Origin of the sequence: Algoriphagus persicinus (genome assembly GCF_035156415.1) — a bacterium.
Taxonomy (GTDB): domain Bacteria; phylum Bacteroidota; class Bacteroidia; order Cytophagales; family Cyclobacteriaceae; genus Algoriphagus; species Algoriphagus persicinus.
Map to the genome: position 1 here is coordinate 113,941 of NZ_JAYEEY010000006.1, position 26,956 is coordinate 140,896.

The 26,956-nt window shown below is 40.9% G+C and carries 23 protein-coding genes; 17 read left to right on the top strand and 6 right to left on the bottom strand.

The genetic code is table 11. From position 1 onward, the window contains the following. Positions 1-110: 110 nt before the first annotated feature. Positions 111-1,022, bottom strand: a complete 912-nt coding sequence (locus tag U3A58_RS06705) for a helix-turn-helix transcriptional regulator (protein WP_323822631.1) — start codon at positions 1,020-1,022, stop codon at positions 111-113. Between the two features lie 132 nt (positions 1,023-1,154). Between U3A58_RS06705 and U3A58_RS06710 the strand changes: the two genes are divergently transcribed. Further along, positions 1,155-2,738: a hypothetical protein gene (locus tag U3A58_RS06710; RefSeq protein ID WP_323822632.1), complete on the top strand. Its 1,584-nt coding sequence runs from the start codon at positions 1,155-1,157 to the stop codon at positions 2,736-2,738. A 52-nt stretch (positions 2,739-2,790) separates the two neighbouring features. On the opposite strand, the gene U3A58_RS06715 is transcribed toward U3A58_RS06710, so the two are convergent. Next, positions 2,791-3,348, bottom strand: coding sequence for a hypothetical protein (locus U3A58_RS06715; protein WP_323822633.1), 558 nt, complete (start codon positions 3,346-3,348; stop codon positions 2,791-2,793). Between the two features lie 256 nt (positions 3,349-3,604). Here U3A58_RS06715 and smc point away from each other — a divergent pair, with 256 nt between their 5' ends. Continuing rightward, on the top strand, positions 3,605-7,144 hold the full coding sequence (gene smc, locus U3A58_RS06720) for a chromosome segregation protein SMC (RefSeq protein WP_323822634.1): 3,540 nt from the start codon (positions 3,605-3,607) through the stop codon (positions 7,142-7,144). A 399-nt stretch (positions 7,145-7,543) separates the two neighbouring features. On the opposite strand, the gene U3A58_RS06725 is transcribed toward smc, so the two are convergent. Both U3A58_RS06725 and U3A58_RS06730 read right to left on the bottom strand, forming a co-directional pair. Beyond that, the gene (locus U3A58_RS06725) at positions 7,544-7,675 is read right to left on the bottom strand and encodes a hypothetical protein (RefSeq protein ID WP_323822635.1); all 132 of its coding nucleotides are present in this window, start codon (positions 7,673-7,675) and stop codon (positions 7,544-7,546) included. Positions 7,676-7,724: 49 nt separating this feature from the next. Then, entirely contained in the window at positions 7,725-8,216 is a 492-nt protein-coding gene (locus U3A58_RS06730) for a hypothetical protein (protein WP_323822636.1), read from the bottom strand. A 596-nt stretch (positions 8,217-8,812) separates the two neighbouring features. Between U3A58_RS06730 and U3A58_RS06735 the strand changes: the two genes are divergently transcribed. Further along, a complete protein-coding gene (locus U3A58_RS06735; protein ID WP_323822637.1) occupies positions 8,813-9,763 on the top strand; it encodes a TerC family protein in 951 nt (316 codons plus the stop codon). 35 nt (positions 9,764-9,798) lie between these two features. On the opposite strand, the gene U3A58_RS06740 is transcribed toward U3A58_RS06735, so the two are convergent. Continuing rightward, positions 9,799-10,164 carry a DUF2200 domain-containing protein gene (locus U3A58_RS06740; RefSeq protein ID WP_323822638.1) on the bottom strand — a complete coding sequence of 122 codons (366 nt, stop codon included), beginning with the start codon at positions 10,162-10,164 and terminating at the stop codon, positions 9,799-9,801. Positions 10,165-10,334: 170 nt separating this feature from the next. Here U3A58_RS06740 and U3A58_RS06745 point away from each other — a divergent pair, with 170 nt between their 5' ends. Beyond that, positions 10,335-10,838 carry a DinB family protein gene (locus U3A58_RS06745; protein WP_323822639.1) on the top strand — a complete coding sequence of 168 codons (504 nt, stop codon included), beginning with the start codon at positions 10,335-10,337 and terminating at the stop codon, positions 10,836-10,838. A 140-nt stretch (positions 10,839-10,978) separates the two neighbouring features. On the opposite strand, the gene U3A58_RS06750 is transcribed toward U3A58_RS06745, so the two are convergent. Beyond that, on the bottom strand, positions 10,979-11,257 hold the full coding sequence (locus U3A58_RS06750) for a hypothetical protein (protein ID WP_323822640.1): 279 nt from the start codon (positions 11,255-11,257) through the stop codon (positions 10,979-10,981). A gap of 332 nt (positions 11,258-11,589) precedes the next feature. Between U3A58_RS06750 and pnuC the strand changes: the two genes are divergently transcribed. From pnuC to U3A58_RS06815, 13 genes are all read left to right on the top strand, one after another. Beyond that, positions 11,590-12,216, top strand: coding sequence for a nicotinamide riboside transporter PnuC (gene pnuC / locus U3A58_RS06755; RefSeq protein WP_323822641.1), 627 nt, complete (start codon positions 11,590-11,592; stop codon positions 12,214-12,216). After that, entirely contained in the window at positions 12,194-13,267 is a 1,074-nt protein-coding gene (locus U3A58_RS06760) for an acyl-CoA dehydrogenase family protein (protein WP_323822642.1), read from the top strand. Before pnuC ends, U3A58_RS06760 begins: the two co-directional genes overlap by 23 nt. Positions 13,268-13,492: 225 nt before the next feature. Beyond that, entirely contained in the window at positions 13,493-14,995 is a 1,503-nt protein-coding gene (locus U3A58_RS06765) for a rhamnogalacturonan acetylesterase (RefSeq protein ID WP_323822643.1), read from the top strand. Between the two features lie 56 nt (positions 14,996-15,051). Next, positions 15,052-15,369 carry an L-rhamnose mutarotase gene (rhaM, locus tag U3A58_RS06770; RefSeq protein ID WP_323822644.1) on the top strand — a complete coding sequence of 106 codons (318 nt, stop codon included), beginning with the start codon at positions 15,052-15,054 and terminating at the stop codon, positions 15,367-15,369. A 12-nt stretch (positions 15,370-15,381) separates the two neighbouring features. After that, the gene (locus U3A58_RS06775) at positions 15,382-18,162 is read left to right on the top strand and encodes a glycosyl hydrolase (protein ID WP_323822645.1); all 2,781 of its coding nucleotides are present in this window, start codon (positions 15,382-15,384) and stop codon (positions 18,160-18,162) included. Between the two features lie 109 nt (positions 18,163-18,271). Beyond that, positions 18,272-19,696: a purine-cytosine permease family protein gene (locus tag U3A58_RS06780; RefSeq protein WP_323822646.1), complete on the top strand. Its 1,425-nt coding sequence runs from the start codon at positions 18,272-18,274 to the stop codon at positions 19,694-19,696. Positions 19,697-19,698: 2 nt separating this feature from the next. Further along, complete coding sequence (locus U3A58_RS06785) at positions 19,699-19,887, top strand: hypothetical protein (protein ID WP_323822647.1); 189 nt, start codon at positions 19,699-19,701, stop codon at positions 19,885-19,887. 123 nt (positions 19,888-20,010) lie between these two features. Continuing rightward, positions 20,011-21,288, top strand: a complete 1,278-nt coding sequence (locus U3A58_RS06790; RefSeq protein WP_323822648.1) for a sugar isomerase — start codon at positions 20,011-20,013, stop codon at positions 21,286-21,288. A 140-nt stretch (positions 21,289-21,428) separates the two neighbouring features. Continuing rightward, positions 21,429-21,659: an acyl carrier protein gene (locus U3A58_RS06795; protein ID WP_323822649.1), complete on the top strand. Its 231-nt coding sequence runs from the start codon at positions 21,429-21,431 to the stop codon at positions 21,657-21,659. Between the two features lie 357 nt (positions 21,660-22,016). Continuing rightward, entirely contained in the window at positions 22,017-23,228 is a 1,212-nt protein-coding gene (locus U3A58_RS06800; protein WP_323822650.1) for a hypothetical protein, read from the top strand. 219 nt (positions 23,229-23,447) lie between these two features. Further along, entirely contained in the window at positions 23,448-24,032 is a 585-nt protein-coding gene (locus U3A58_RS06805; protein ID WP_323822651.1) for an RNA polymerase sigma-70 factor, read from the top strand. A gap of 3 nt (positions 24,033-24,035) precedes the next feature. Then, on the top strand, positions 24,036-25,019 hold the full coding sequence (locus U3A58_RS06810) for a FecR family protein (protein WP_323822652.1): 984 nt from the start codon (positions 24,036-24,038) through the stop codon (positions 25,017-25,019). Between the two features lie 98 nt (positions 25,020-25,117). Next, a complete protein-coding gene (locus tag U3A58_RS06815) occupies positions 25,118-26,887 on the top strand; it encodes a peptidase associated/transthyretin-like domain-containing protein (protein WP_323822653.1) in 1,770 nt (589 codons plus the stop codon). Positions 26,888-26,956: the final 69 nt, after the last annotated feature.

Sequence of the window (26,956 nt, forward strand, 5' to 3'; positions counted from 1 at the left end):
GTCGAGGGGACAATACTCATAATGCCATTTGGCTACGTGTGTAACTACAGATACTCATTAATAAATAGTAGAATTAACCCCCAATCAAACCCCTAGAAAAAATCTATTTTTCACAAAATCATCTTGGATAATTGCTCACTCAAATACTCTTTTAGCTCCTCTCCTTCTTCCACTTTTATCTCACCCGGCAATCCTAGAATAAACCTCGCCAATCCAGGCAACTGGGGGATTTCTCCAAGGAAATAATACTGATTTCTGTTCTTGATTGACATAAATGGGCGCGCATTTGGATGCTCTTCTAGCATAAGTTGATAGGCTTTCTTGCTTAGTTTCAGTTTTACTAAAAACTTGTTTTTACCGGTAAAACCAAACAACTGAGCGCTTGGCAACTGATGTCTAGTTTCATATTTCCAAGCTTCCTGACTCAACACCACTTCACCGATACGCTCAATTTTGAATACTTTCATACTTTTACTCGTAGGTTCAAAGGCATGAATAGTTTCATAATTGGATGAAAATGTAACCGGCTCCACCAAGCGATCACTCGTAGTATCAGAGCTGAGGGAGTAATAATCCTTTAGCCAAACTTGTTTTTTTTGCTGAATACTTTGGCCGATTTCATCTACCAACCTACCTAGATTTGCTTTGAATAATTGCTCAGTTACTTGCTTGACTTCCGACCGGACAGCCAGTTTTTTCAAGAGAGAATCATGCAGGAGATTGCCTTTCCCCTGACGCTCTATCATAGCTCTCAGCCATTGACTTTCTTCCTGTGAGAAGGCGCCGTAGTTCAGCGTCTGCTCCATTCCGGGACGTTGCTGGATTTTATATTTACTGAATTCCTTCACCACCTCAAAACCCAGTGCTTCCAATAATTTGAAGTAGCGGTAGATCGTTCGCTCATCTGTCTCCAGGAGTTCGGCCAGTCTATGTACAGGTTTACCAATATTACTTTGTAGCAAATTGATTAGTTTGAATACACGAAGAATTTTTTGCTGTTCGATTTTTCCGGCCTGACTCATAGCTTATTCTGGATTTAGAAAAGTAAAAGTACACAAATGATAAAATAGATTTTACTATTTGACGTGTATTGTCAGTAAATCTATGATGGAGATTTTCATAGTAAGACGAAAATTCCTTCTAATTTTAGCGCAATGAATAGCCTAAAATCGGATCGATTTTTATCCAAAGCCCAATTTTCAGCTTTTGCTGTAGGCCTACTCTTTCTTCTCGTCTATTGGTACGTTGGCTTCGATGGTATCACCTTCAGCGATGATGTATATTATTTACTCGCCGGTAAAAAATTCTGGGAAGGCACCATGGAGGTGAATGATTACCATTTTTCAAGTCGCTGGGGAGCATACGTACCCGCTGGATTGGTTGGGTATTTTGTTGGATTTGATGCGCACAGAATTTCTCTTATTTCCCTTCTTAGCTATTCGGCAACCCTGTTTTTGTTAGTGAAAGTAATTCCAAAATCAGCACCTGTCTGGGTATTGGTGCTTTGGTTTTGTACACAAGTCTATTTCCTTCATTTTCTGACCAAAGTATATCCTGATAGTTTATTGGCACTTTGGACTTGTGTGGTTCCAGTTGCTGCTACTTTCAGAAAAAGTAAACCTGTCTTTTCTGGAATACTATTGGTTGCAGCTTTGTTTATAGGTTTTATCACGAAAGAAACCATAGTACTCTTAGCCCCATTCCCGATCCTTTTGTTCTACTTTGATTGGAAAAACAAAAATTTAAAAAGCTCTTTTTACATTGCCCTAGTACTAACTGGTATTGTTCTTTCGGCTACCTATCTCTTCTATTTTTGGATAAAGTTCGGTGATCCTCTTCATCGGGTCAGCTCTATCAATGCCGGTCATTATATATCCGAATTCACTTATGCAGATAAAGGTATTTGGTCAATACTCCGAAGGATCACCATGCTACCCATCATCACGTTTGTAGAGCGCTCGTATTGGGCCTGGATAGTCTTTGCTGTACCCGGAATAGCAGCGGGATTAAAGTCCAGAAATACTCCGGGGTTTGAATTCTCGTTGGCTTTCCTTTGCCTGTTGATAGGCTTTTGGTTTATGACTTCTACACTGGAATTCTACAATCCAATTTATCTCAATCCAAGGCATCTGATTATCATCGTTCCTATTCTTTGTTTGCTGATTTCCATAGGCTGGAAAGAATGGCAATATTCCAGAAAATGGAGATGCTGGATTATGGGATTACTTGGATTGGGCGCTATAATCAGCTTAATGCAAGCAGATTGGAAAATGACAGCTTTTCAGCTTGCATTGGTGGGTGCTGTGTATGTTTATCACTTCAAATTCCAAGCTATTATTTTCGCGGGGATACTACTTACCCCAGCCTTGATTGCCATTCCTTATCAGAAGAATCTGAAGCAGTATGAAAGAATGATTAAAACTTTAACTAATGAAATACAACGCACTAGTAATCAATCATTTTTACTTACAAACAACTTTCTGGACTTTAGTGAGCAAGTGATTTTTCCAGAGGATGAAATTACTCAGCAAAAGCTTCATGGGTTGGACAGTTTTTTAGAATGGGAAAAAGCTAAAACAGACACAGTTTCCTTATTGCTATACTCTTACTATCAGCATGCATATCCTCAAGAGCAGAAGGAAATTGATAGGGTAATGCTTAAGCTGGTTGAGCTAGGATACACATTGAGGGGAGAAGAAAATGGGGGTATTATTTGGAAGCGGGTGTATGTGAGATAATACTTTCACTAATGAATTTTAAATTTAAATACCCCACATAAGCCACTGAAAATCAGAAATGCTTCTTATCCAAAATTTCTTTCAGCACCACAGCATCTCTGATTCCTTGGGGATCTTTTAGCATTCGGGTGTATCTACTTCTTCCAGTATTAGAGGATTCCACAGTCACCTCTTTTAAGGAAGGAATATCTGGAATACCCTTGGAAGTCCTGGTTAGATCAGATTTCACTTTCTCAAAAGCACCTTGATAATGTTGAATCTCATCATCGTCCCCTTCTTCCCACTTTTTGGTTGGAAATCTCTTTACCGCCGGAGCTGGATCAGCTCTCCATTCTGGACGTGATTCAATCTCACCTGCACGCTCATATTCTACTGGCTTTGATTGATCCACAGGAGCAGGCTGCAAGCTAGGTCTGGCTGGTGCCACAGGCTTTGGCTTCTGGGTATCACGGATTTCCCGCATCAAATCCTCAAAGGATACTGCTTTTTTCTCAGGAACATCAGACATTTCTTGTGCCTCTCCATCCTGATTTTTTTTCTTGTTTCGGGTAGCCTGATAGATAAAATAGGCTAAAATTGCGACGATATAAACTATATTTCCTAAATCCACAGTGGTAAGTTAATCCATTTCATTAAGTATTACATATTTTTTTAAACACTGAGGTGCCGACTACGCAAAGATTTCGCAGAAAATTATTTTGTAGGAATAAAAAATATCCTGGGCGTTTTACTTTGTGCCCTCAGCGACTTTGCGGTTTAATCAAAATGAATTTACAGGAGAATTTGTCCAACACCTCTCCCCAAATTCTTGGACAATGGCTTAATTGATCTTAATTTGTTTGAATAATTAAGAAAAATTCATCAGGATGCTGCTCAGTAAGCTGGAGATCAAAGGGTTTAAAAGTTTTGGGGATAAAATGGTGATTAACTTCGACAAGGGAATCACCGGTGTAGTTGGGCCAAATGGCTGCGGAAAATCCAATGTGGTCGATGCAATCCGTTGGGTGCTCGGCGAGCAGAAAACACGCTTGCTTCGCTCCGATAAGATGGAGAACGTGATTTTTAACGGAACCAAGAACCGTAAAGCATCCAATCTTGCTGAAGTATCCCTCACTTTTGAAAACACCAAAAACCTACTTCCAACCGAATATACTTACGTCACGATAACCCGTCGTTACTATAGATCTGGAGATAGTGAATACCAGATCAATGGAGTTACCTGTCGTCTGAAGGATATCACCAATCTCTTCATGGACACAGGGATCAATTCTAACAGCTACGCAATCATCGAACTAAAAATGATCGATGAGCTCCTCAATGACAAAAATAATTCCCGCAGGGATCTGTTCGAGGAGGCTGCCGGTATTTCCAAATTCAAAAACAGAAAGAAAGAAACGCTCCGAAAACTTCAGGATACAGACGATGATTTGGACCGGGTAGAAGATGTGCTTTTTGAAATAGAAAAGAATCTAAAAAGCCTGGAAAAGCAGGCAAAGCAGGCTTCCAAATATTTTGAAATCAAAAAGGATTATAGAGTGGCCAGTATTAATCTCGCAAAAAAAAGCTTAGAGAAATACAGCAAGTCACTTCTGGAGTCTAGTCATAAAATCCAGGATGAAGGAGATAAAAAACTTCAGCTTCAGACCCAAGTATTAGAGCAGGAAGCATTACTCAGCCAGTTGAAAGCTGATTTGATCCAAAAGGAAAAACTACTTTCCAGTCGGCAAAAAGCACTCAATGAACATGTAAATAAAATCCGGTCCTTTGAGTCTGAGAAGAAAATTAAGAATGAGCGTCTGAGATTTTTGGAGGATAGATCGCAGAAACTGCGAGAACAAATTGATACTGACCGTAAGTCAAACGATCGGGCGGGATTCAGTATTCGCTCCCTGAAACAGGAAAAAGAATCTGCCGAGAAGATGCTTGTCGAGAAGGAAATGATTGTTGCTGAGCTTCGGGAAGCATACGATAGCCAGAAATTAATCCAAGCAGAAAATCAGCAAGCTCAAAAGATGATCAATCATAATTTTGAAGCACTTAAAGAGAAAGTTTATCAGCTGAGTAAAGACATAGAAATCAAACAAATTCAGCTTTCTACACTCAAGCAGGAACTTGAACGAACCTCCAGCGATGATTCTTCCCAGGAAGCTAGCTTGGTGGATTTTGAGGAGAAACTGATTACGCTAAAGGCTGAACTTGATGAGTCAACTAAAGGCTATCAAGAGCTAAAAGCTAAGCAAGAAGACCTAGATCAAAAAATTGAAGAAACCAATCGTGTGATCGAAATGATCCGGGAGGAACTGACACAGTCTTCCAGAAAACTCGATTCAAAAACAAATGAATACAACCTCACCAAGTCTCTGGTAGAGAATCTGGAAGGTTTTCCGGAAGCAATCAAATTTCTGAAGAAAAATCCAAGTTGGGGTAAGGACATGCCACTCCTCTCCGACCTGCTGGCCACTTCAGAAAAGTACAGAGTCACCGTAGAAAATTACCTAGACAGCTACATGAATTACTATGTGGTGGATACGGAGTCACAGGCCATTTCAGCGATTCAACTGCTCAGTGATTCGGCGAGGGGAAAGGCTAATTTCTTTGTTTTGGAACATTTTGAGCGCTTTAAACCTAGTCAGAATAGGCTTTTTACCAATGCTATCGCAGCTACAGAAATTATTGAATTTGATGTCAAGTATTCCCGCCTGATCAACTTCATACTGGACAATGTCTATATCGTTACGGGTGAGTACCGGGATTTTCCACAGGATTCTGAGGCTATTTTCATCTCTGAAAACGGAAAATACACCAAGCGGAAATTCAGTATTTCGGGAGGATCTGTGGGGCTTTTCGAAGGAAAAAGAATCGGTAGAGCCAAGAATCTGGAGAAGCTGGACAAGGAAATCAAAGAACTGAATAAGAAAGTCAGCAGCACCAGAAATAATCTGGACAATAGGCTCTCTGAACTGATGAAACTGAAGGAAATCAGCTATAAAAATACGCTGGAAGAATGGCAGAATAAGATCAGTTCCATCAATCAAGATTATGTATCTGTGCGCACCAAGAAAGAGCAACTAGCCGAATTGCTCAGCTCAAATGCTAACAAACGAGAGGATATTCTGGATAGAATCGCTTCTATTGAAGAAAGCTTGACTGAGATTCAGCCACAGCTTTTTGACGAGCGGGCTGAGTTTGAAGCCATGCATGATGATCTTGAGGAGCTCAACGAAACTTACGAAAGGGAATCCGCACTGCTGACTGAGAAGTCCCAGTCATTCAACGCTGAAAATATTTTGTATCATCAGCATCTGAACAGAGTGACGAGTTTGGATCAGGAAATAGAATTCAAGCAAACTGCATATGATGGTTCGAAAGAGCGCATAGGAAAATCTCAAACCGAACTTTCCCAGCTTGATACAGAAGTAAAATCTTTACTGGACAATAATGAAGTCAAGGATGATGAGCTTATCGAATTGTATGCTGAGAAAGAAGGTATTGAATTGGGAGTACAAGAAGCGGAAAAAGACTACTATGCTTCACGAGGATTTATTGATGAGACAGATCAAAAGATCCGAAGTTTCCAAAAATCTAAGGAAAGCTTTGATCAGCTGATTCATGAACTGGAGAATGCAGTGAATGAGATCAAACTGAAAATGGCCGGAATGAAGGAAAGACTCAGTGTGGAATTCGAACTGGATTTGGACGAACTCATGGAAGAAAATCCAGAAATAGATCAGGAATTCGCGAATTTCAGGGAGGAGGAACTTCGGGAACTGGTCCGTAAACAAAAAGAAAAACTGGAAAAAATCGGACCGATCAATCCTATGGCAATGGAAGCCTATGATGAGATAAAGATTCGTTATGATTTTATCAGCTCACAGAAAGAAGATCTGGTCAAAGCGAAGGAGTCCCTGCTGACAACCATCAAGGAGATAGACCTGGTAGCCAAAGAGACTTTTTTGGAAGCATTTGCCAAGATCAAAGAAAACTTCGTGAAAGTGTTCAGATCCTTATTTACCGAGCAGGATGATTGCGATTTGACTTTGGTCGATCCAAGTAATCCACTGGAATCGGCGATTGAAATCATAGCCAAGCCAAAAGGCAAGAGACCGCTGACTATTAATCAGCTTTCTGGAGGTGAAAAGACTTTGACAGCCACTTCCCTACTCTTTTCTATTTACCTGCTGAAACCTGCACCTTTTTGTATTTTTGATGAGGTAGATGCGCCCCTCGATGATGCGAATATTGATAAGTTCAACCAGATCATCCAGCAATTCAGCGGTGAGTCACAGTTTATTATAGTCACTCATAATAAGCGTACCATGGCCAGCACGGATATTATTTATGGCATCACCATGATCGAAGCGGGTGTTTCACGAGTTGTTCCTGTGGATTTGAGGGAGTTGGTCTAATATTTAACCCTTTAGTATAAACCATTCAGGACACTACTTTACTTCTAAAAGAGGTTGTCAAACTCTATAACCAAGAAAGCCCCCACTTGAGCATTGGAAACCTAACGCCAGAACAAGTTCATCACACCAATCAAAAAACTGAAAGACTGTGAAAAAACTACTACCCTAAAAACGTACACTTGTAAATCCATTTCAGGATTAAACCCGGACTATGCATTAGGATTCGTAGCGAGGGTTTAAACTATAAGAAAATCAGTCACTTTGGAGATCGAGTCGTAGCACTGCTACGGTGAGAGCGAAAAGTGAAGCATAGCGACTAATTTTGAGGCGGTTTAAAGCCGTAGTAGATTTGCTAATGCATAATGCGGGTTAAACAATACTGTAAACGAATACCAGTATTTAAACTTTAATCTGTAAACTTTTTTTAGGAGGAGTCATCCTGTACAGGAAATTGCCAAGCCCTACCGCATTTCCAGCCATTGCCAAGATCAAACCTGTTCTGGATTCCCAGGATTCGTTATGCTTTGCCATATGATTTAAGTAAAAAATATTGGGTGCCACTAGGACACCCAATACCAAATTATTTTAATTGACTTTTCACTAACTCAAACCACTTATCAGCTAACACAGTCTCTCCAAGAAGGTCAGAATACTGCTCTACATCATAGATTTCCAAGGAAACTGCATTTGCAGATGAAGCTACCGGGATGAGCTCCAAAGCGACATATTCTGGTAGTTGAGGAGCTTTGGGCCTTTCCGTATTTGACTGAAAGTTTTTAATCAGATTGACTTTCTTATAATCCGCCAATTCCAAGCGATGACTTACGCTAGCTACACCGTGACGCACATAGATTAATACACCTTGATGCACATCTATTCCTATTGCATAACAATGTCTCCAAGTATCTAATTCCGAGGGGCTGGAACCAATAGACTGCCCCAGCTCCTTCAGTTGGGTAATCAGTAAATTGGTTTTCTTTTTGTTTTTGAGTCCATGAGTAATGAACGGTACGCTGAATGCGCACATAAGCAAACATGACATAAGTAATGTCACTAGATCAATTTCGAACATGTGAGGGTAATTGGATTAGCAATAAAATGTAACAAAGGCCTATTAGACGGCCAGTTGATTTTATTAAATCCTACCAGGGATGGAAAAAATGGATAAAAGTTACTTTCACGTCAAATAACGCAAAGGACTTTTTGAAAAATAAATAGAAGGTAGAGCTACCCTTTACTTCATGTTGTAAGGAAACCCATTCAGAATTGAACTTAGACCAAAGACTCCAATCAATGACAAAGGAAGGGGTTTTGGGAGTGTCACTGGAAATTAAAGGAAGAATTTTCAGAGCAGTTGACTCCTGCACTATTTCCTGTCGATCTTTGCCAATCTTTTCGAAATTCGGTTGGGGAGATACCAAAAAAATAACAGATATGCTTGCCAGCCATATTAGGCCCAGAAAGTATGATATCTGCTGGTTGTTCATTGTTTCATTCGAAATAAAGGCTAAAGTTAGCTTTAAATAAATCCATTTTGCAAGCGTTTTTACTCACACCAAAATAATAAATTTCAGGTCGGCCAATTTTGCCAATCCGATATAATTTAAGGGGTTGCACATACCTCCTTTTTTTATACTTTCGCCAATTAATTAAAATATCAATCTTAGTATGGGTGTCTGGATAATCTTTATAATCTGCATTTTATTTTTCCTCACGCTCGATCTGGGGGTTTTCAACAAAAAAGCTCACGTCATCAAATCAAAGGAGGCGGCTATTTGGACGGGAATCTGGGTTTTGGTTGCCACGGCCTTTTCCGGTGTCATCTGGTGGATATTTTCAGAGGGACTTATTACCAATCCTACAGGACTAAGCCCCGACAAAGCAGTACTAAAGTATATCACCGGATACTTGATTGAGCTGTCTTTGAGTATAGATAATGTCTTTGTGATTGCTGTTATTTTCAAGGCTTTTAGTATTCCGGATATTTATCAGCACAGGGTGCTGTTTTGGGGCATTTTGGGTGCAATAGTTTTCCGTGCACTCATGATAGTCTTTGGAGTTGCTCTCCTCAATCAGTTTGACTGGATTATCTATGTTTTTGGTGCCTTCCTTATTTTTACTGCTTATAAAATGTTGAAATCAGATGACTCTGAATTCAATCCTAAGGATTCTTTTGTGTTTAGAAAATTGAGAAAAGTAATTCCTTTCACTGCTTTTATGGATGGTGATAAATTCTTTCTCCATAGAAGGGGAATTCGAGTAGCCACACCACTTTTTATGGCACTGGTTATCATAGAGCTTACCGATATCCTGTTTGCGCTGGATAGCATACCCGCTATTTTGGCCATTACTGCTGATCCTTTTATTGTCTTTAGCTCAAACATCTTAGCGATCTTGGGATTGAGGTCAATGTATTTCCTTATTTCACGTATGCTTAACAAATTCCGCTTTATCAATTACAGTCTCGTGGTGATCTTGGCATTTGTTGGCTTAAAAATGATCTTTTCGCATCACGTAGAAGTACCTGAGTGGATCTCCTTAGCAATCATTGGACTATCACTTGTAGGGGGAATTTTAGCATCCATGTTACCCGCATTTTCTCGTTTCTCCAAGATGTAAATTCTGCCGGGATTTTTGCCCTAGGAAAGCTCATGCTATGCCTTTCTTGAAATCTTATCCATCTTACGTCCTTTCGCCAATTCATCCACTAGCTTGTCTAAATACCTGACTTGTTGAGTCAAAGTATTTTCGATATCTTCCACCCGGTACCCACAGATCATCCCAGTGATCAAATGTGCATTTGGGTGGATTTTGGCCTGCTGAAAGAATGTCTCAAAAGTTGCTTTTTCCTCCATCAGTTTATCCAGCTTTTTTTCATCAAAACCGGTCAACCATTCGATCACTGGGTGCAACTCTGCTTTGCTACGGCCTTTTCTCTCCACTTTGCGGAGATAATGCGGATATACGGAGGAGAAGGTCATAGTCACCATCCTCTCATCGTGATTACTTGTGGTTTTCATTACTTTTTAATTTATGACGGTATCTTCCCCATCTTGAACTTAAGGCGTATATAGCAACTAAAATAGATGATTTCTATAAAACCTTAACTAGAGCAGGTACATTTTTAAACCCCAAGAAATGGCATGCGATAAGATAATTGCCTACTACTTTTGCTTTAAATTTACCTCCAATGAAATCTCAACCCGAAGTCTGGCTGAGAGGACCCATACCGGGCTATCCTCTAGAATTGCAACCCGTAGTACATGCAGTTTTGCAGGCACAAGAAGAAATTCATAGGCTGATGAAGGGGTTTTCTGCTGATTTGCTTTGGGAAAGACCTGGCGGGATGGCCAGTCCGGGCTTTCATCTGCAGCATATCGCAGGAGTAATGGATCGTATGGCTACTTATGCCAAAGCTTTATCACTTAGCAAAGAACAAGTTGAATATCTGAAAAAGGAAGGTGAAGCGGATGTGGGGTTGACCACAGAAATCCTTCTGATAAACTTGGACCGCCAGATCTCAATGTTTTTACAGTTTGTCGCCATGATAGATCCCAAGACTTTGACTGATTCTCGTGCTGTGGGCAGGGATCAACTTCCCTCGTCTGTAGGCGGTTTAGTATTCCATGCAGCCGAGCATACCCAAAGACATTTCGGGCAATTGCTGTTGACGGCGAAGGTTTTACAGAAGTAAGGGATGATTAAAAATGAATTTGGCAACAGGTTATAGTGAATCCACTAGCTCACATAGCATATTGCTCCATTGAGGGGAATTGGTGCTAAACTGAAATACCAAAATCATTTCCTATTGACTGGAACTCTTAGTATGTTCAATTAGTCCGCCTCATCTTGTAAGGCTGCAAGGTTATTATCTGTATAGTATTTATCCCGATATTCTTGAAACTCCTCCTCTAGTGTAGTAACTAATTCGAGGTTGTTATCTACCCCCTGCCATATGTCAGGAAGTTTCTTTTCCAGAAGCCCTACGCCTAAATTGATATTATCTGCTTCTATTTTGGATATTTTTTTCAAAACAGAAGTCTGACTGTTCTTCAGATCTTCAAATTCCCTCAGGATTTTATCCATCATTTCCAATTTATCTAATTTATCCATGGCTCTATTTTTTTTAAGATTATAGGAATATACTAATCACATAATATACAATAATTATCAAATACAATAAACCCCAAAAGGTGGCTAAGACTAATAAATAAATAAACCTGGAAAGCAGGCAGGGCTTTTAGCCTCAATTATTTCCTCTTTCTGTTCCACTCAGAAAATATTAATTTCTATATTAGCCCCATCAAATGAGGGGTGCCCTAAAAGTTACGGGCTGAGATCATACCCATCGGTGAGCCATCACCGAGCACCTGATCCGGGTAATGCCGGCGTAGGGATTAGATTACTGTTCTCCCTTTTTTGAATAATCATAAAACGTTATTCAAATGTTATTTTCTATTGACATGAGTCTGCTTGCAGAGCAGATCAAATCCACCAGTTTACTGGAATGGATCGCTGTGAGTTTTGGGGTTACCGAAGTATTGCTGGCCCGCAAAAACAATGTACTACTCTATCCGGCAGGCATCATCGGAATTTTATGTTCCGGTTTCTTGCTCGTGGATGCCAAGCTCTACGCCGAGACCCTACTTCATGCCTATTATCTGGTGATGAGTATTTATGGTTGGGCTTTGTGGAAAAACCGATCCGATTCAGGAGCTTCCCGGATCTCCAGAAGTACGGTTACTGATCAGAAAATCACTTGGGCAATTGCCCTTGGTGGCTGGGCATTTCTCTACTTTATGCTTACCAGTTTCACTGACTCCGATGTGCCGGTAGTAGATGCCTTCGTATCGTCCACGGCTTGGGCAGGCATGTGGCTTTTGGCAAAAAGAAAGCTGGAAAACTGGATATGGCTGAATGTATCTAACATAGTAGCCATTCCTTTGCTCTTTCATAAGCAACTGATTCTAATCTCATTTCTCACCATTTTCCTTTTCATCGTAGCCATATTTGGTTATTTCGACTGGAAAAAAGTACTAGACCATTCCCATGGAAAGATTAAAACCGTTTAGTCACGAACTTGCCACCAAAGCAGAAAAACTTGGATACCTTCCCGATGAATGGTTGGCTGAGATTTATTCCGAAAAATGGTTTAAGCTTTTTGTGCCAAAAGACTTGGGAGGACTGGGCTGTACTCTGCCCGAAGCCTTGAAAATTGAAGAAAAACTGGCAAAGTTGGACGGAAGTCTGGGCTGGACAGTGACACTTTGCGCCGGTGCAACTTGGTTTGTAGGTTTCATGGATGAATCCTTGCTAAAAGACATTTTCCCAAACGACAAACTCTGTCTGGCAGGGAGTGGGTTTGTGGGAGGCAAAGCTGATAAAATAGGAGAATATTACCTGATCACAGGAAGTTGGACCTATGCATCAGGAGCCTTGCATGCTACGCATCTCACCGCCAACTGTGAGATTTTTGAAGCTGGAAAAGCACTTTTAGATAAAAAGGGGCAGCCAGTGATCAAAGCTTTTGTGCTAGCCAGTAAAGAAGTTGAAATCTTCGATGGCTGGGATTACATGGGCATGAAAGCTACTGGAAGCCTTGCTTTTCGCTGCGAAAATCTAAGCGTTCCACTCAATCGCTGCTTTGAAATACTTCCCGAAAAGGCGCAATTGGCTGCCTCCGTTTACCAATATCCGTTCCTTCAATTTGCCGAAGCTACGCTAGCAGCGAATATTTTGGGTATTTCTCTACACTTAAAAGAACTGATTGAGCATTCGTTTTGGAGAAGGCATGAATACCGAAAGTACGACAAAAAGCATCTCAAGTATTTCAAGAAACTTCTGGGAAAGCAGGAAGATAAACTCCAAAATCTTAGAAATGATTTCTATCATAGTATAAATGCCTCATGGGCTGAACTTGATAAAAAAGGTAAAATCTCAGAAGTGAAGCTAAAGGACATCAGTAAAATCAGTCGAAAGCTTACGCAAAAGTGTAGAGAGATTAATGGTAAGCTTTATCCATTTGCTGGATTGGAGGCCGCAAAAACCCACACAGAACTCAATCGCGTCTGGCGTGATTTTAATACCGTAGGCCAGCATGCCTTGCTGATATTTCCTTTTTAGGTCATCTCAGTATCAATTTTTCCCGCAGATTGACGCGGAAAAGATGCGCAAATAGTCGCAGATATTTTCAGCATTAAATTCTGTATAATCACAATATCAGCACTAATCTGCTGGATTTATTTGCGGGAAATGCTTTCTTATGCTAATATCGAGCTTTTGCCTACTATTCTTTCACTAAATTAGGCAACTTAAAAACTGCTATGTTGTAGCTCCGCACAGAATTCTATGAAGTTAAAAAGCCTTATCAAACCTTTATTTATTCTTGTTTTTGCTCTCTTTTTCACCGCTTTTCAGCAACAGAAAGAAGATAAGAAAACGCTCTATTTAATCGGAGATTCTACAGTTAGAAATGGTGGAGAAGGAACGCTACAGCGCGGCTGGGGCAATTTTCTACACGAGTTTTTTGACAGCACCAAACTAGCAGTCAGTAACCAAGCCATGGCTGGTAGAAGTACCAGAACCTTTATCAAAGAAGGCAGATGGGATAAAATCCTCGAAACGCTGAAACCAGGGGATTACGTCATCATGCAGTTTGGCCATAACGAAGGTTCAGCCCCGGATACTACCAAAGCTGGATACAGAGGCGTATTGAGGGGAATGGGTGAGGAAACTAAAGAACTCACTTGGCCTGATGGCACACTGGAAACGGTTCATACCTATGGATGGTATTTGGAAAAATTTATCCAAGACACTAAAGCTAAAGGTGCCACTCCTATCGTAGCATCCATGATTCCACGTAATAAATTCCTTGACGCTGAAGTAGAAAGAGCCAGTAAAGACTTTGGGAAATGGGCCAAGGATGCTGCTAGACGTCATGGCGTGCCGTTCATTGACCTCAATTCAATAGTAGCTGACCAATATGATAAATGGGGACATGAAGTCGTAAAAGGCCTTTTTGAGAAAGATCACACCCATACAAATGAAGCGGGCGCACGGATCAATGCCTGGTCAGTAACTGAAGGAATACGGAACCTAGAAAATTGCACGCTCAAAGATTACCTGACTAAGGATAAGCCTACTCTTTTTCTGATCGGCGATTCTACCGTGAAAAATGGTCAAGGCGATGGAGCCGGAGGACTTTGGGGATGGGGTGATTTTATCGCCCCTTATTTTGATAAGGAAAAAATCAAAGTCCAAAATCATGCACTTGGTGGTACAAGCAGCCGAACGTTCCAGACGTATGGTCTTTGGGACAAGGTGCTGGAAAAATTAGAACCGGGTGATTATTTGATTATGCAGTTTGGGCATAATGACTCAAGTCCGCTGGATGATGAAGCGCGAGCTCGGGGTACAATAAAAAGTGCCGGACTGGAAGCTGAAAACATATACAATCCCATCACCCAACGTCAAGAAACGGTTTACTCCTATGGGCAATATCTGCGTCAGATGATTCTGGCAGCCAAAGCCAAGGGTGTCACGCCTATTGTTTGCTCACTGATTCCCCGAAACAACTGGAAAGATGGCAAAGTCATCACAGCAGACACTGATTATGGACTATGGGCAAGACAAGTCGCAGACGATACCAAGACGGCCTTTATCGATCTAAATCAATTGGTGGCAAATAAGTACGATGAGCTGGGTGAGGAGTATGTGAAAGCACATTACTTCAATGATTCAGATCATACCCACACGATCAAGGAAGGGGCTGAATTGAATGCGAAAATTGCTGCAGTAGCGATTAAAGATATAGATCAACTGACGCTCAAAACATACCTAAAAAAGGACTAGCATGAATTCTATATTTATCAAAACGATCTCTTTTAAATCTACTAAATCAACCCAAAATGCCTAGAAAACTAGCCTTCCGCCTGAAATTGATTCCAGGTTTTGAGGAAGAATATGAAAGAAGACATAGAGAGATTTGGCCCGAACTGGTCACATTACTCAAAGACACTGGAATCATAGATTATCAGATCTTTTTAGATAGGGAAACTTCCTGTCTTTTTGCCTACCAGGTGATAGATGGAAATGCAAATTCCCAAGAGCTTGGCGGCACCGAGATCGTCCAACGCTGGTGGAAGAACATGGCTGATATTATGGAAACCAATCCCGATAACTCTCCTATTTCTGTAGAACTTTCAAATGTTTTTAATCTGCAATAACCTCAATTCCCAATGACCAAAAAATCCAAAAACCTTTATATTCTCGCCATACCCGTCCTACTGTTCTTTGGTTTCCATCAGGTAAAAAAACAGGCACCGACTTCTGCGGAATGGCCCGAAATCACCCAGACTGCCAAACCCTGGACCCGCTGGTGGTGGATGGGAAACGCGGTAGATCAAGAAAATCTTTCCAAACTCTTAGAAACATACCAAGAAGCCGGTATGGGTGGAGTGGAAATCGCACCTATCTACGGGGCTAAAGGCTATGAAAACCGCTACATCGACTTTCTTTCCGAAAATTGGTTGAGCATGCTTGATTTTACGGTGAACAAAGCTCATTCTCTCGGGATGGGCGTGGATATGACTCAGGGAACGGGTTGGCCATTTGGAGGTCCGCAGGTAAGTGTGGAAAATGCGGCAACCAGGATGGTGATTCAAGATTATGAAAAAGTGGATGGAGTGGAGCTTTCTACTCTCATTATTTTCCAAAAGAAAAAAGACAGTCAGCCGGATGCGCAATTGATCGCTGTGATGGCCTATGATGAAAATAATACTGCAAAGGAGATCACGGCATATGTAGATGAAAAAGGAAAGCTTACTTGGAATGAAGCTGGAAATTGGCTGATTAAAGCCATTTTCATGGATAAAACAGGTCAAATGGTAAAGCGTGCAGCTCCCGGTGGAGTTGGATTGACCTTAGATCACTTTAGCAAATCAGCAGTTGATTCTTATAATTCATATTTTGAAAAAGCCTTTACAGGAAAGGATTACGGCTTCCGGGCATTTTATAATGACAGCTTTGAAGTGTATGGGGCAGACTTTACTGCCAGCTTTTTTGATGAATTTGAAAAGCGTCGAGGCTATGATTTAAAAGAATTTCTGCCTTATCTAGAAAGCGAGGCAAACACAGATATTGTGCGAAGAGTGAAGTCTGATTATCGGGAGACTATCAATGATCTTCTGCTTAATAATTTCACCAAGAACTGGACAAGTTGGGCACATAGTCAATCCAAACTCACGAAGAACCAAGCCCACGGTTCTCCCGGAAACTTGCTTGATCTCTATGCTGCGGTGGATATCCCAGAATGTGAAACCTTCGGATCAAGCTACTTCCCTATTCCCGGATTACGCAGAGACAGCGCAGATATTCGAAATGTGGACCCTGATCCCATCATGCTGAAATTTGCGTCTTCAGCAGCTCATTTAACAGGCAAAAACCTAGTTTCCTCCGAGACCTTTACTTGGTTGGGTGAGCATTTCAAATCCTCATTTGCCCAGATGAAGCCTGAGGTGGAGCAGGCATTCCTCGCAGGAGTCAATCACATTTTTTATCATGGTGTCACTTACAGTCCCGAAGATGTCCCCTATCCCGGCTGGTTGTTTTATGCTTCGCTAAATCTTACCCAGCAGAATAGCCTTTGGCCACATTTTAAAGAGTTTAATGACTTTATTGGCAGATCACAGGCCATTTTACAGGCTGGAAAAGCGAATAATGAACTGCTGGTTTATTGGCCGGTTTATGATGTTTGGGCGGAGCCAAAAGGTAAAATGGAAATGATCACCGTGCATGCAATAGATGAGTGGTTACATCCAACGGAGTTTTATAAGCAATCCAAAAAACTGATGGAGGCTGGGTATTCCCTGGATTTTATTTCCGATGATATGATTGCAAAATCAAAGGTTACAAATGGACTGGTACAAACTTCGGAGAAAAATTCCGCCAAAGTGTTAATCATTCCTGAAACTGAGTTTATGCCCATTCAGACCTTAACAGAACTCATCAGACTAGCGGAAAATGGTGCAACTATAATTTTCCAATCCAAGCCAAAATCTATCCCTGGCTTTCATACTGACCAAAAGTCAAAAGAGAATGATTTTAATCAATTATGGACCTCAATACCGTTTAAAGTAGGAAAATCAACACTTGGAAAAGGACAGGTATATCTTTCTGAAAACTTGGGACAAACTTTGGAAGAATTAGGGATCTATCGAGAAAAGCTGGTGGATTCCGGGCTTGATTTTGTCCGAAGAAAAGTAGAAGACGGTACGTATTACTTTCTTGTAAATCATACCGGCCAGCCTGTTAATAAAACTATTTCTCTAAACGCAAAAGCAGGAACCGTGATGGCAATGGATCCTCTTACGGGTAATACAGGCACAATCCCTTCTACCAATACAGCTGAAGGAACAAGTGTGAAAATTTTCCTTAAATCAGGAGAATCCATTTTTCTTAAGACTTTTGATGAGAAAGTTGACTTGGAGATTTCTACTTGGCCTGATTACAGTTTACCATCAAAAACTACTGATATTTCCAAAAACTGGAAACTTTCCTTTACCCAGGGACAACCAAATCTCCCTGCTCCTCAAGCCATGGAAATTATCAAACCTTGGACAAACCATGGCCATCCCGCAGCAGATGATTTCTCAGGACAGGCAAGCTATTCCTCTGAATTTGAATTCTCAAAAACGAAGGGCAAGCATTATTTATTGGCCATAGACAAGGTGTATGAAAGTGCCAAAATCTGGATTAATGGGAAATATGCCGGCAATACCTGGAGTATCCCTTATCAACTTGATGTCACTGAGCATCTAAAAAATGGCAAAAACACCATCAAAATTGAAGTAGCAAATCTGATGGCGAATAGTATTCGGTACCTGGATAGAAATGGGATTGAATGGAGAAATTACCACGAAATCAACTTCGTCAATATCGATTATAAACCATTTGACGCCAGTAATTGGAGGACAATGCCATCTGGACTTGATGGAAAAATCCAACTTCTGGAATTTTAATAAGTAAGAGAGTTTACCTCAGGGTTTTTATCTCTTATAACCCATATAGTACAGGATACATGAACGTATCTCCAATCCTAATTTGAACTTCAAGCCCAAAAGAAAATCGATGTCATCAACCCAAAACCTAAAACAGCGGCTCGAAGCTGTCAACGAATACGAGCGAACTCCCATTCCCAAAAACAAACTTAAAGGCTGGAAAAGCTTTATTGGAACCTACGCTGGTGAGCATACGGCAGGAACTGAATTTGTTCTAGGACCACTTTTCGTAGCACATGGAGCTTCTGCGGGAGATTTGGTGAGTGGGCTAATAGTCGGTAATATTCTGGCAATTCTTAGCTGGGCTTTTCTTACAGGAAAAGTAGCAGTAAAAACCAGGACCACATTGTATTATCAATTGGAAAAGATTGCCGGCAATCGATTTACCCTTGTTTATAATGTAGTAAATGCGGCGCTATTCTGCTTCCTCGCAGGTTCGATGATTGCAGTTTCAGCTACTGCAGTTGGGATTCCTTTTAATCTTCCTATGCCATCTCTCACGGATGTTTACCCTAATAGCGTAGGATGGATTATCACGGTTTTTTGCATTGGTGCCATTACTACGGTAGTCGCCATGTTTGGATTCAACGTGATCTCAAAATTCGCCAATATCGCAGCTCCATGGATGATTATGATCTTTATAGCAGCTGCGGTGGGTGTATTGCCTAGATTGGGAATCAATTCCTTCTCTGAGTTTTGGCCTGTAGCAGAAAGTACCATTTGGAATGGAGTACCATTAGAAGGGCAAAGCAAATTTACTTTCTGGCACATCATGTTCTTTGCTTGGTTTTGTAACATGGGGATGCATATCGGAATGGCGGACATGTCGCTCCTTCGCTACGCAAAGAAATGGACATACGGATTTTCATCCACTGCAGGTGTATTCCTAGGGCACTTTATCGCATGGATGGCATCTGGGATTTTATATTCCCTCTTTCTTTTGGAATCACAGGGCAGCTTGGTTTTCGCTCCGGGTCCCATCGCCTACGAAGCTGCCGGTATTGCAGGTGCTGTTTGTGTGGTGATTGCAGGTTGGACCACTGCCAACCCAACGCTATATAGAGCTGGGCTTGCCATCCAGTCCATCAACCCAAAATGGAAGACGTGGAAGGTAACGCTCTTTGTGGGTTTGGTAACCACGATCGCAGCTTGCTTCCCGGCATTGGTGATGCAGTTATTAGAATTCGTAGCGCTCTATGGGCTGATTTTAATGCCTCTGGGAGCAGTGATTTTCCTGGATGTTTTTGTTCTTCCAAAAATGGGACTTGCAAGCAATTATGCAGAACTGACCAAGTCACATTTCAATCCGGCTGTAGGCATTACCTGGGCAATTTCTCTGATCTTTTGTTTGGGTCTGAATATATATGGTGGAATTGAAATCTTCTTCCTTGGACTTCCCGGCTGGTTTGTAGCTGTTTTAGTTTACCTCCTTGCTTCCAAAGCCATTCAGAAAAAAGTAACACACGCCTCTCCAACTGTCCCCTTAACTTACTGATTGTGAAAAATATACTAAAAATCATATCAATCGCTGCTTTAGCTCTGACACTCCTCCCTTCCTTTTTGGTTTTAAAGGGAATAATAACGCCGGATCTAAGCAAAACGCTTATGCTGGTCGGTACCCTAGTTTGGTTTGGATCTGCTTCCCTTTGGTTGAATAAATCCGAGAAAGAAGAGGAAGTTGGGTAGATTGTACCAGATGTCATAATAAAAGTCCAGCTTCTGGAGAAGCAGGACAACTACAACTTTGGAAAATACAACTGTGCACTTTGCGTAATCTTCACGCCTTTTGCGGTTAAAAAAACATAACCTATGAAACTTACACCAGATCAAATTCAAGATCAAAATAAACAGCAGCTTGCTCAACATAACAGAAGCTTTGAATTCCTTTCCGAAACTTTGGACAAAAAAGGAATCAAGGTAGAAGCGCTGATTTCTAAACTTCAGGAATTGCAAATAGCTATCCCAAGTTGGGCGCTGGGAACAGGTGGAACCCGTTTTGGTAGATTCTCCGGTGGTGGGGAACCTGCTACCTTAATCCAGAAAATACAGGATGTAGGCATACTGCATGCCCTTAACCAATCTAGTGATGCTGTTTCACTTCATATTCCTTGGGATATACCCAATGATTATCAAGCTATTAAAGATAGTGCATCTGATGTAGGAATCGGTTTCGATGCTGTCAATTCCAATACTTTTCAAGACCAAGCAAACCAAGCTCAAAGCTATAAATTCGGTTCTTTGGCGAATTCAGAAGATGCGGTTCGTGAGTTGGCAGTAGAGCATAACAAACAGGTAATTGAAATTGGAGAGAAACTGGGTTCCAAAGCGCTGACCGTCTGGCTAGCTGATGGAAGCAGTTTTCCCGGTCAGCATAGCCTGAGAAAAGCTCTTGAGAATACTCATTTATCCTTACAGGAAATTTATAAAGCAGTGCCGGAAGACTGGAAGCTACTCATTGAATACAAGCCTTACGAACCGCATTTCTACAGTACGGTGATTCAGGATTGGGGAACTTCCTTCCTTTTGGCAAATAAGCTTGGCAAAAAGGCTTATACGCTCGTAGATCTTGGACACCACTTGCCCAATACAAATATTGAGCAGATTGTAGCCACCCTGATGACAGAAGGGAAATTGGGTGGATTCCACTTCAATGATTCCAAATATGGAGATGATGATCTGACTGTGGGTAGCATCAAACCATACCAGTTATTCTTGATTTTTCAGGAACTGGTGAAGGGTTTTGAGGAAACCAATAATCCCCCACTTTCCTGGATGATTGATGCCAGTCACAACCTGAAAGATCCTATGGAAGATTTGATCCAATCCGTTCAGGCAATCAAGCTGTCTTATGCACAAGCTCTTTTAGTGGATAGCAAATCATTGGAAGATGCACAGGAAATCCATGATGTGACTGGAGCACAGGAACTATTGCAAGATGCCTATAGAACTGATCTTCGACCCTTGCTGGCTGAAGCGATACGCAGATCGGGTGGAGCAATTGATCCTATTAATACATTCCGAACACTTAAAGTAAGAGAATCATTAATCAAGGAAAGAGGCTTAAAATCAATAGCTTCTGGATTATAAACTTTAAAGCAGCTTTTCCAAAGTTCTAAACTTTGGAAAAGCTTCATTTTCTACTTTTTTATTTTTTTTGCCTTCCCAACTAAGGGTAATTACTTCTCAGGCTGTCAAGATAACGACACCACAAATCGTCATCACAGCATATGGGAAAATATAGCCAACTCCGAAAAATCACACAAGTCTTCAGCGAATACGGAATCGTATTGACTGGAGCTCGAAAGCATGATCACTTCATTTTCGACCTGAGAATGGACAAAATCTTCCTGAATGGGTTGATTTTCGAATTGGAATATGCCCTTAACAAGGAGCTCGAAGACCATAAAATCATTCAGGTAAACGCCCCGTCCCAATTGATCGCTTTACTGCTCGATTGATTCTTTAATTAAAATAGAATTCATGCTTTAGGACTTCGCGTCTACTGGCGAGGCAGGCACAAAAGCTAATGAAAGTGACTAAGCCGATTAAGTAAATCCAGGGCAATCAGCGACCTTTTCAACGGTAATCTGAGAGATTAAGCGATATGGGTCTATTATACGAGATTGCTTCGTTCCTACCGATGACGTCATAAAGAGGATTTTCTAACAATTATCACTGATCTGTGCCCTCTGCGAAAACCTCCTCGATCACTGCGGTTAAAAAATACTTTAAAAAAAAATTACCATTTCATCCGATTATAACCTAGAAGACAGCCAATTCCTGATGTCAACTGTTCACCTTTCACAAACAAACCAATGAAAACTTCAGCATTAAAAATCACCCTCCTTTCCTTCCTTTTTTTACTAATGATTTCCATTTCATATGCCCAGGAAAAAAGTCCAGCGCACTTAGGTTTATTCTATCCTATTTCTACCCACGGAACTGAGGCAGCAGATTACAGCAACCACTTCAGCCTTCATTTACTCACCGGACTATCTGGAGGAGAAACTGGTGCTGCCATCTACGGTTTGGCTGGTATAGTCAAAGGAGATGTGCAAGGCGCACAGATTTCAGGACTTTGGAACAATGTCTCAGGAAAAGTAACCGGATTCCAGGCTGCAGGAATTCTGAATCAAAGCGCTGATGCTACCCAAGCAGCACAAGTCGCAGGAATTAGCAACATAAACTTAGGCAATGTTTCATTTCAGGCTGCAGGCATTTTCAATACCGCCGAGATGGTGACGGGAGCTCAATTTGCAGGAATTTCGAATATTGCAGCCACAATCGATGGAATTCAGGCATCAGGAATCGCTAGTCTAACTAAGTCAGTAAAGGGTTTGCAGGTAGCCGGTATTGCTAGTCTTTCACCTGAAATCGATGGCGCACAGATCGCCGGAATCGCTACAGTGTCCAAAAATATAAAAGGTATTCAAATCGCCGGAATTTCAAACGTAGCTGAGCATGTAGAAGGCATGCAGATCGCAGGGCTGGTCAATAGAGCTAAAACCGTTAAAGGCATACAAATCGGTCTGATAAATATCTCGGACAGCAGTGATTATACCATTGGCTTGCTGAATATTGTGAAAAACGGTGATCATAGATTGGGTGTTTCGGTGGATGAAAATCTTAATTCATTTCTGACATTCCGCTCGGGTGGGAAAAAGGTTTACGGTATTATTGGCTTGGGAACAAATTTCGAAAGCAAAGAGGAAAATTATGGTTTTGAGGCAGGTCTAGGCTTGAATTTAACAGAAAGTACTCACTTCCGATTGGATATGGAAGGAGTTAGCAAATACCTGACTGATTTCGAAAGCAAGGATTACTACAAATTCAGCTTCCAATTACTTCCTGCACTTAAGATTTCCCAAAGCATTCACCTCTTTGCAGGACCTACCTTATCCTACATGCATGCCAATGAGCTGGATAATGTTGACCACTCAGGTTTGACGATTTGGGATCAATTTCACCGCCAAAATTACCAAGCCGTTCTTTTGGGTTTCACTGCGGGTCTGAATGTGAGGTTTTAGGAAGTTGGAAGACGGGAGACAGAAGACAGAAGAACTAAAAAATTGTCAACTTAAAGACTGCTATGTTGATACATTATAAAATTGACGTAGGATGCTTCAATCCTCCCGTCTACCGTCTTCTGTCTTCCATCTTTTTCCTAATATTCTCATATTTTTACCAAAAGCACTAAGGGTAAGTGCAACTTAGCTTGTCATATCCTTCAAAGCATCAATTAATCAATGGTGACAGAGATCTTACCCCTTTCGTCGAGCACCCCTGCCTTCGTGGATGAACAATCTTTCGAGGCTGTATTTAAGACCTATTTCAAGGCGTTGCATGCGTATGCAATGGCTATTCTCAAAGAATCTGAAGCTGCTGAAGAAATCGTGCAGAGTGTATTTCTCAAACTTTGGGAAAAGCGAGATTCTATTGAAATCAACAGTTCTATAAAAGCATATCTCTATAGAGCTGTGTACCATGACAGTCTGAACTACATCAACCATCAGAAAGTGAAACGGAAACATTGGGATCATGCGCATTATGAAATGACTCAGGGCAAACCTGAGCTAGTCGGTGAGCAGATCAAAGGTCAAGAAAACGAACTGTACGAGCGCTTTCATGTAGCGCTGGAAAAATTACCTGAAAAATGCCGAATGGTATTTAATCTCAGCAGGTTTGAGGAACTGAAATATCAGGAAATAGCCAACCGGCTAGACATTTCCATCAAAACGGTGGAAGCTCATATGGGTAAGGCGTTGAAAACGCTAAGGGTGGAATTGGCAGAGTTTCTTCCTTTGCTTTTGATGTTATTGATAAATCTATAAGCTATGGAAACCATGAAAGAAGAAAAATTGATCAAATATTTGCTTCAGGAAAGTAATTCCGAGGAGACAAAAGCTATAGAAGAATGGGTTTCAGAGGATGAGGCAAATCAAAAGGAATTAGATAAAATACAGTGGATATGGAGTTCCAGTAAGGCGCTGTTGGAAAAAAGCAAAGTGGATGAAAAGCTAGCTTGGCAAAAATTCACCGCGCTCAGAGATCAAAAAGTAGAGATTAAACCCAGACAAACTCAGCAATTCTTGCAAAGCACTTGGTTTAGAGTGGCTGCTGCTATCACCTTGATAGTTGTATCTACCTGGGTTTATACAACCTTTCTCCCCCAATCAGGAAAGGCATACTACAGTTCAGTTGAACTTCAGTCAGAAAGCAATGCTGTAGAAATTCCTTTACTCGACGGAACCACTATTACCTTGAATAAAAACACCACATTGAACTACTCCCAGAAGCTTTTTGGCAATGTGAGAAAGGTAAGTATGGAAAGTGGAGAGGCCTTCTTTGATGTGAAAAGAAATGAACAAAAGCCTTTTGTAATCCAAACTGAGAATGTTTCTATCACAGTTTTGGGAACAAGTTTCCATGTCAAGACGGTCCAGAAAACCACAGAAGTTATTGTGGTTACAGGTTCAGTTCAGGTGGAAATTAATGGGAAGAAAAAAGTACTAAGACCAGACGAAAAGCTGAGAATTAATCAGCAAACTGGTGAAATGATAAAGTCGCAACCTTCCAATAAGCTGTACAATTATTATGTCAGCAACGTATTTCAAGCCGACAGAATCCCTTTAGGCGATTTGATCAATGCGCTTAATGAGGCTTATGATTCTAATATAGAAATCGCCAAAGAGGAATTGAAAACCTTACCGATCACTACCACTTTGGAATATGGCTCCCTCAATAAAAATCTTGAGGTTATTAGAGAAACCCTAAATTTGAAAATATCTCAACGGGATGGAAAGATTATCATCGAGTAAGAATTTATGTTCTTGAGAATAAAGGACTAGGGTTGAAAAATCATAGTCCTCACTTTGTTATATTAATCCCCATTCTTGCTTTTAAAAATTTCACCTTAATGCCGCGCTCAAAATCACTTTTTCAGGGCTCACTCCTTCTCTTATTGGTATTGATCAACTCGATCGATGGATTTTCGCAAATGATGCTGGAGAAAAAAATCAGGATTGAAAGCCACGATGAGCTCAGTCTGCGTCAGATGCTAGATACCCTTTCAGACCAAAATGATTTCTATTTTTCTTATGAAAGTACATTGGTACAACTGGATAAACCTATGGGAACCGATCAGTTCTCGGGTACAATTGGGGAATTTCTATTAAAAGAGTTGGGCAATACCTATGAATACAAGGAATTGCCTGGCTACATCATCATCCGGTATGCCCCTGAAAAGCTTGATCTGGATGCTGAAATGCAGACCAGATTTAAAACCGTAACAGTCAAAGGTTATATCAAAAATGTCCGAACCAATGAAGTAGTAAGCCAAGCTAGTATCTATGACAAAAATAGCCTTGCTTCTACACTTACTGATGAGAAGGGATATTTCAAATTAAAATCTAAGAAACTGGATTCATCGATTTGGCTTACGCTGAGCAAGGAGAATTATCGAGATACTACTTTTTCACTCTTACCGACCGTGAGTATTGTTGCTGATAAGGAAAATCGAAGGTTCCGCTATATACCTGGTGATAGCACTACCAGGGAAATGGAAGACAGTTTTTTGGGAAGGATGTTTATTAGTTTCAGGCAGCGGTTACAGGGTATGAATGTGGGAAGTTTCTTTGCTGAAAGTCCATTTCAGATGTCTTTGACTCCCGGACTAAGCTCTAAGGGGATGTTTAACAGTCAAACGATCAGTAACTTTTCATTGAATTTAATCGGTGGATATACTGCGGGAATTGAAGGTCTGGAAGTCGCCGGGATTTTTAATATCAATAAAAGAGATGTCAAATCTGTTCAGGTGGCTGGAATTTTTAACATGGTAGGTGGAAGTTCCAAAGGTCTTCAGGCAGGTGGCATATATAATTCAGTGTATAAAAATGTAGATGGACTTCAAGTCGGAGGAATATATAACTATGTCAAAGGAAATGTAAAGGGACTCCAAATCGGAGGAATAGCCAATCATGTAGAAAATAATGCCGATGTTCAGATTGCAGGAATTGTCAATCTGGCCAGAACTTCAAACCACTTTCAGCTTGGCGGAATATCCAATATTGCTGTTGAATCTGCCGGTTTTCAGTTAGCAGGAATTTCCAACATTGCCGGGGATTCTGTAAATCATCAATTCACGTCCATTATAAACAGAGCCAAAAAAGTCAACGGCTTTCAATTTGCGCTGATAAATATCGCAGAAGAAAACGACTACCCACTTGGCTTGCTGAATTTTGTTCGAGACGGCGAGATAAGTCTTTCTTATGGTCTTGATGAGTCAAGTTTCTCTCATCTTACTATTAGATCAGGGAGCAGGAAAATGTATGGTATTCTTGGGATAGCCTATAATTTTCGGGAAATTGATACACCTATAGGATTAGAGGCGGGATTAGGTTTACATCTGCTCCCCAACTCCAAATTATCCTTAGACACAGAATTTGTAAGCCTAACAGCCAGCGATTTTCAGACAATATCTAATCATATTCAATCTTTTCGACTAGTTCCAGGTTATCTAATTGGCAATCGTCTTCGCATTTTCGCAGGCCCAAGTCTCAACTTCGCATTCTTGGATCCAGGTCAGGGAGACTTCACTGGTGGGTGGAATATACTGGATAAAACCACTTCTCATGGCATCTACCGTAGTTTTGGAGGAGTTACCGGTGGAATACAACTTATTTTTTAAGTGTTAAACAAGAGTAAATAACATCTGGTTTAAGACTTCAATCTTGGACCTATTTCAATGCATACTTCA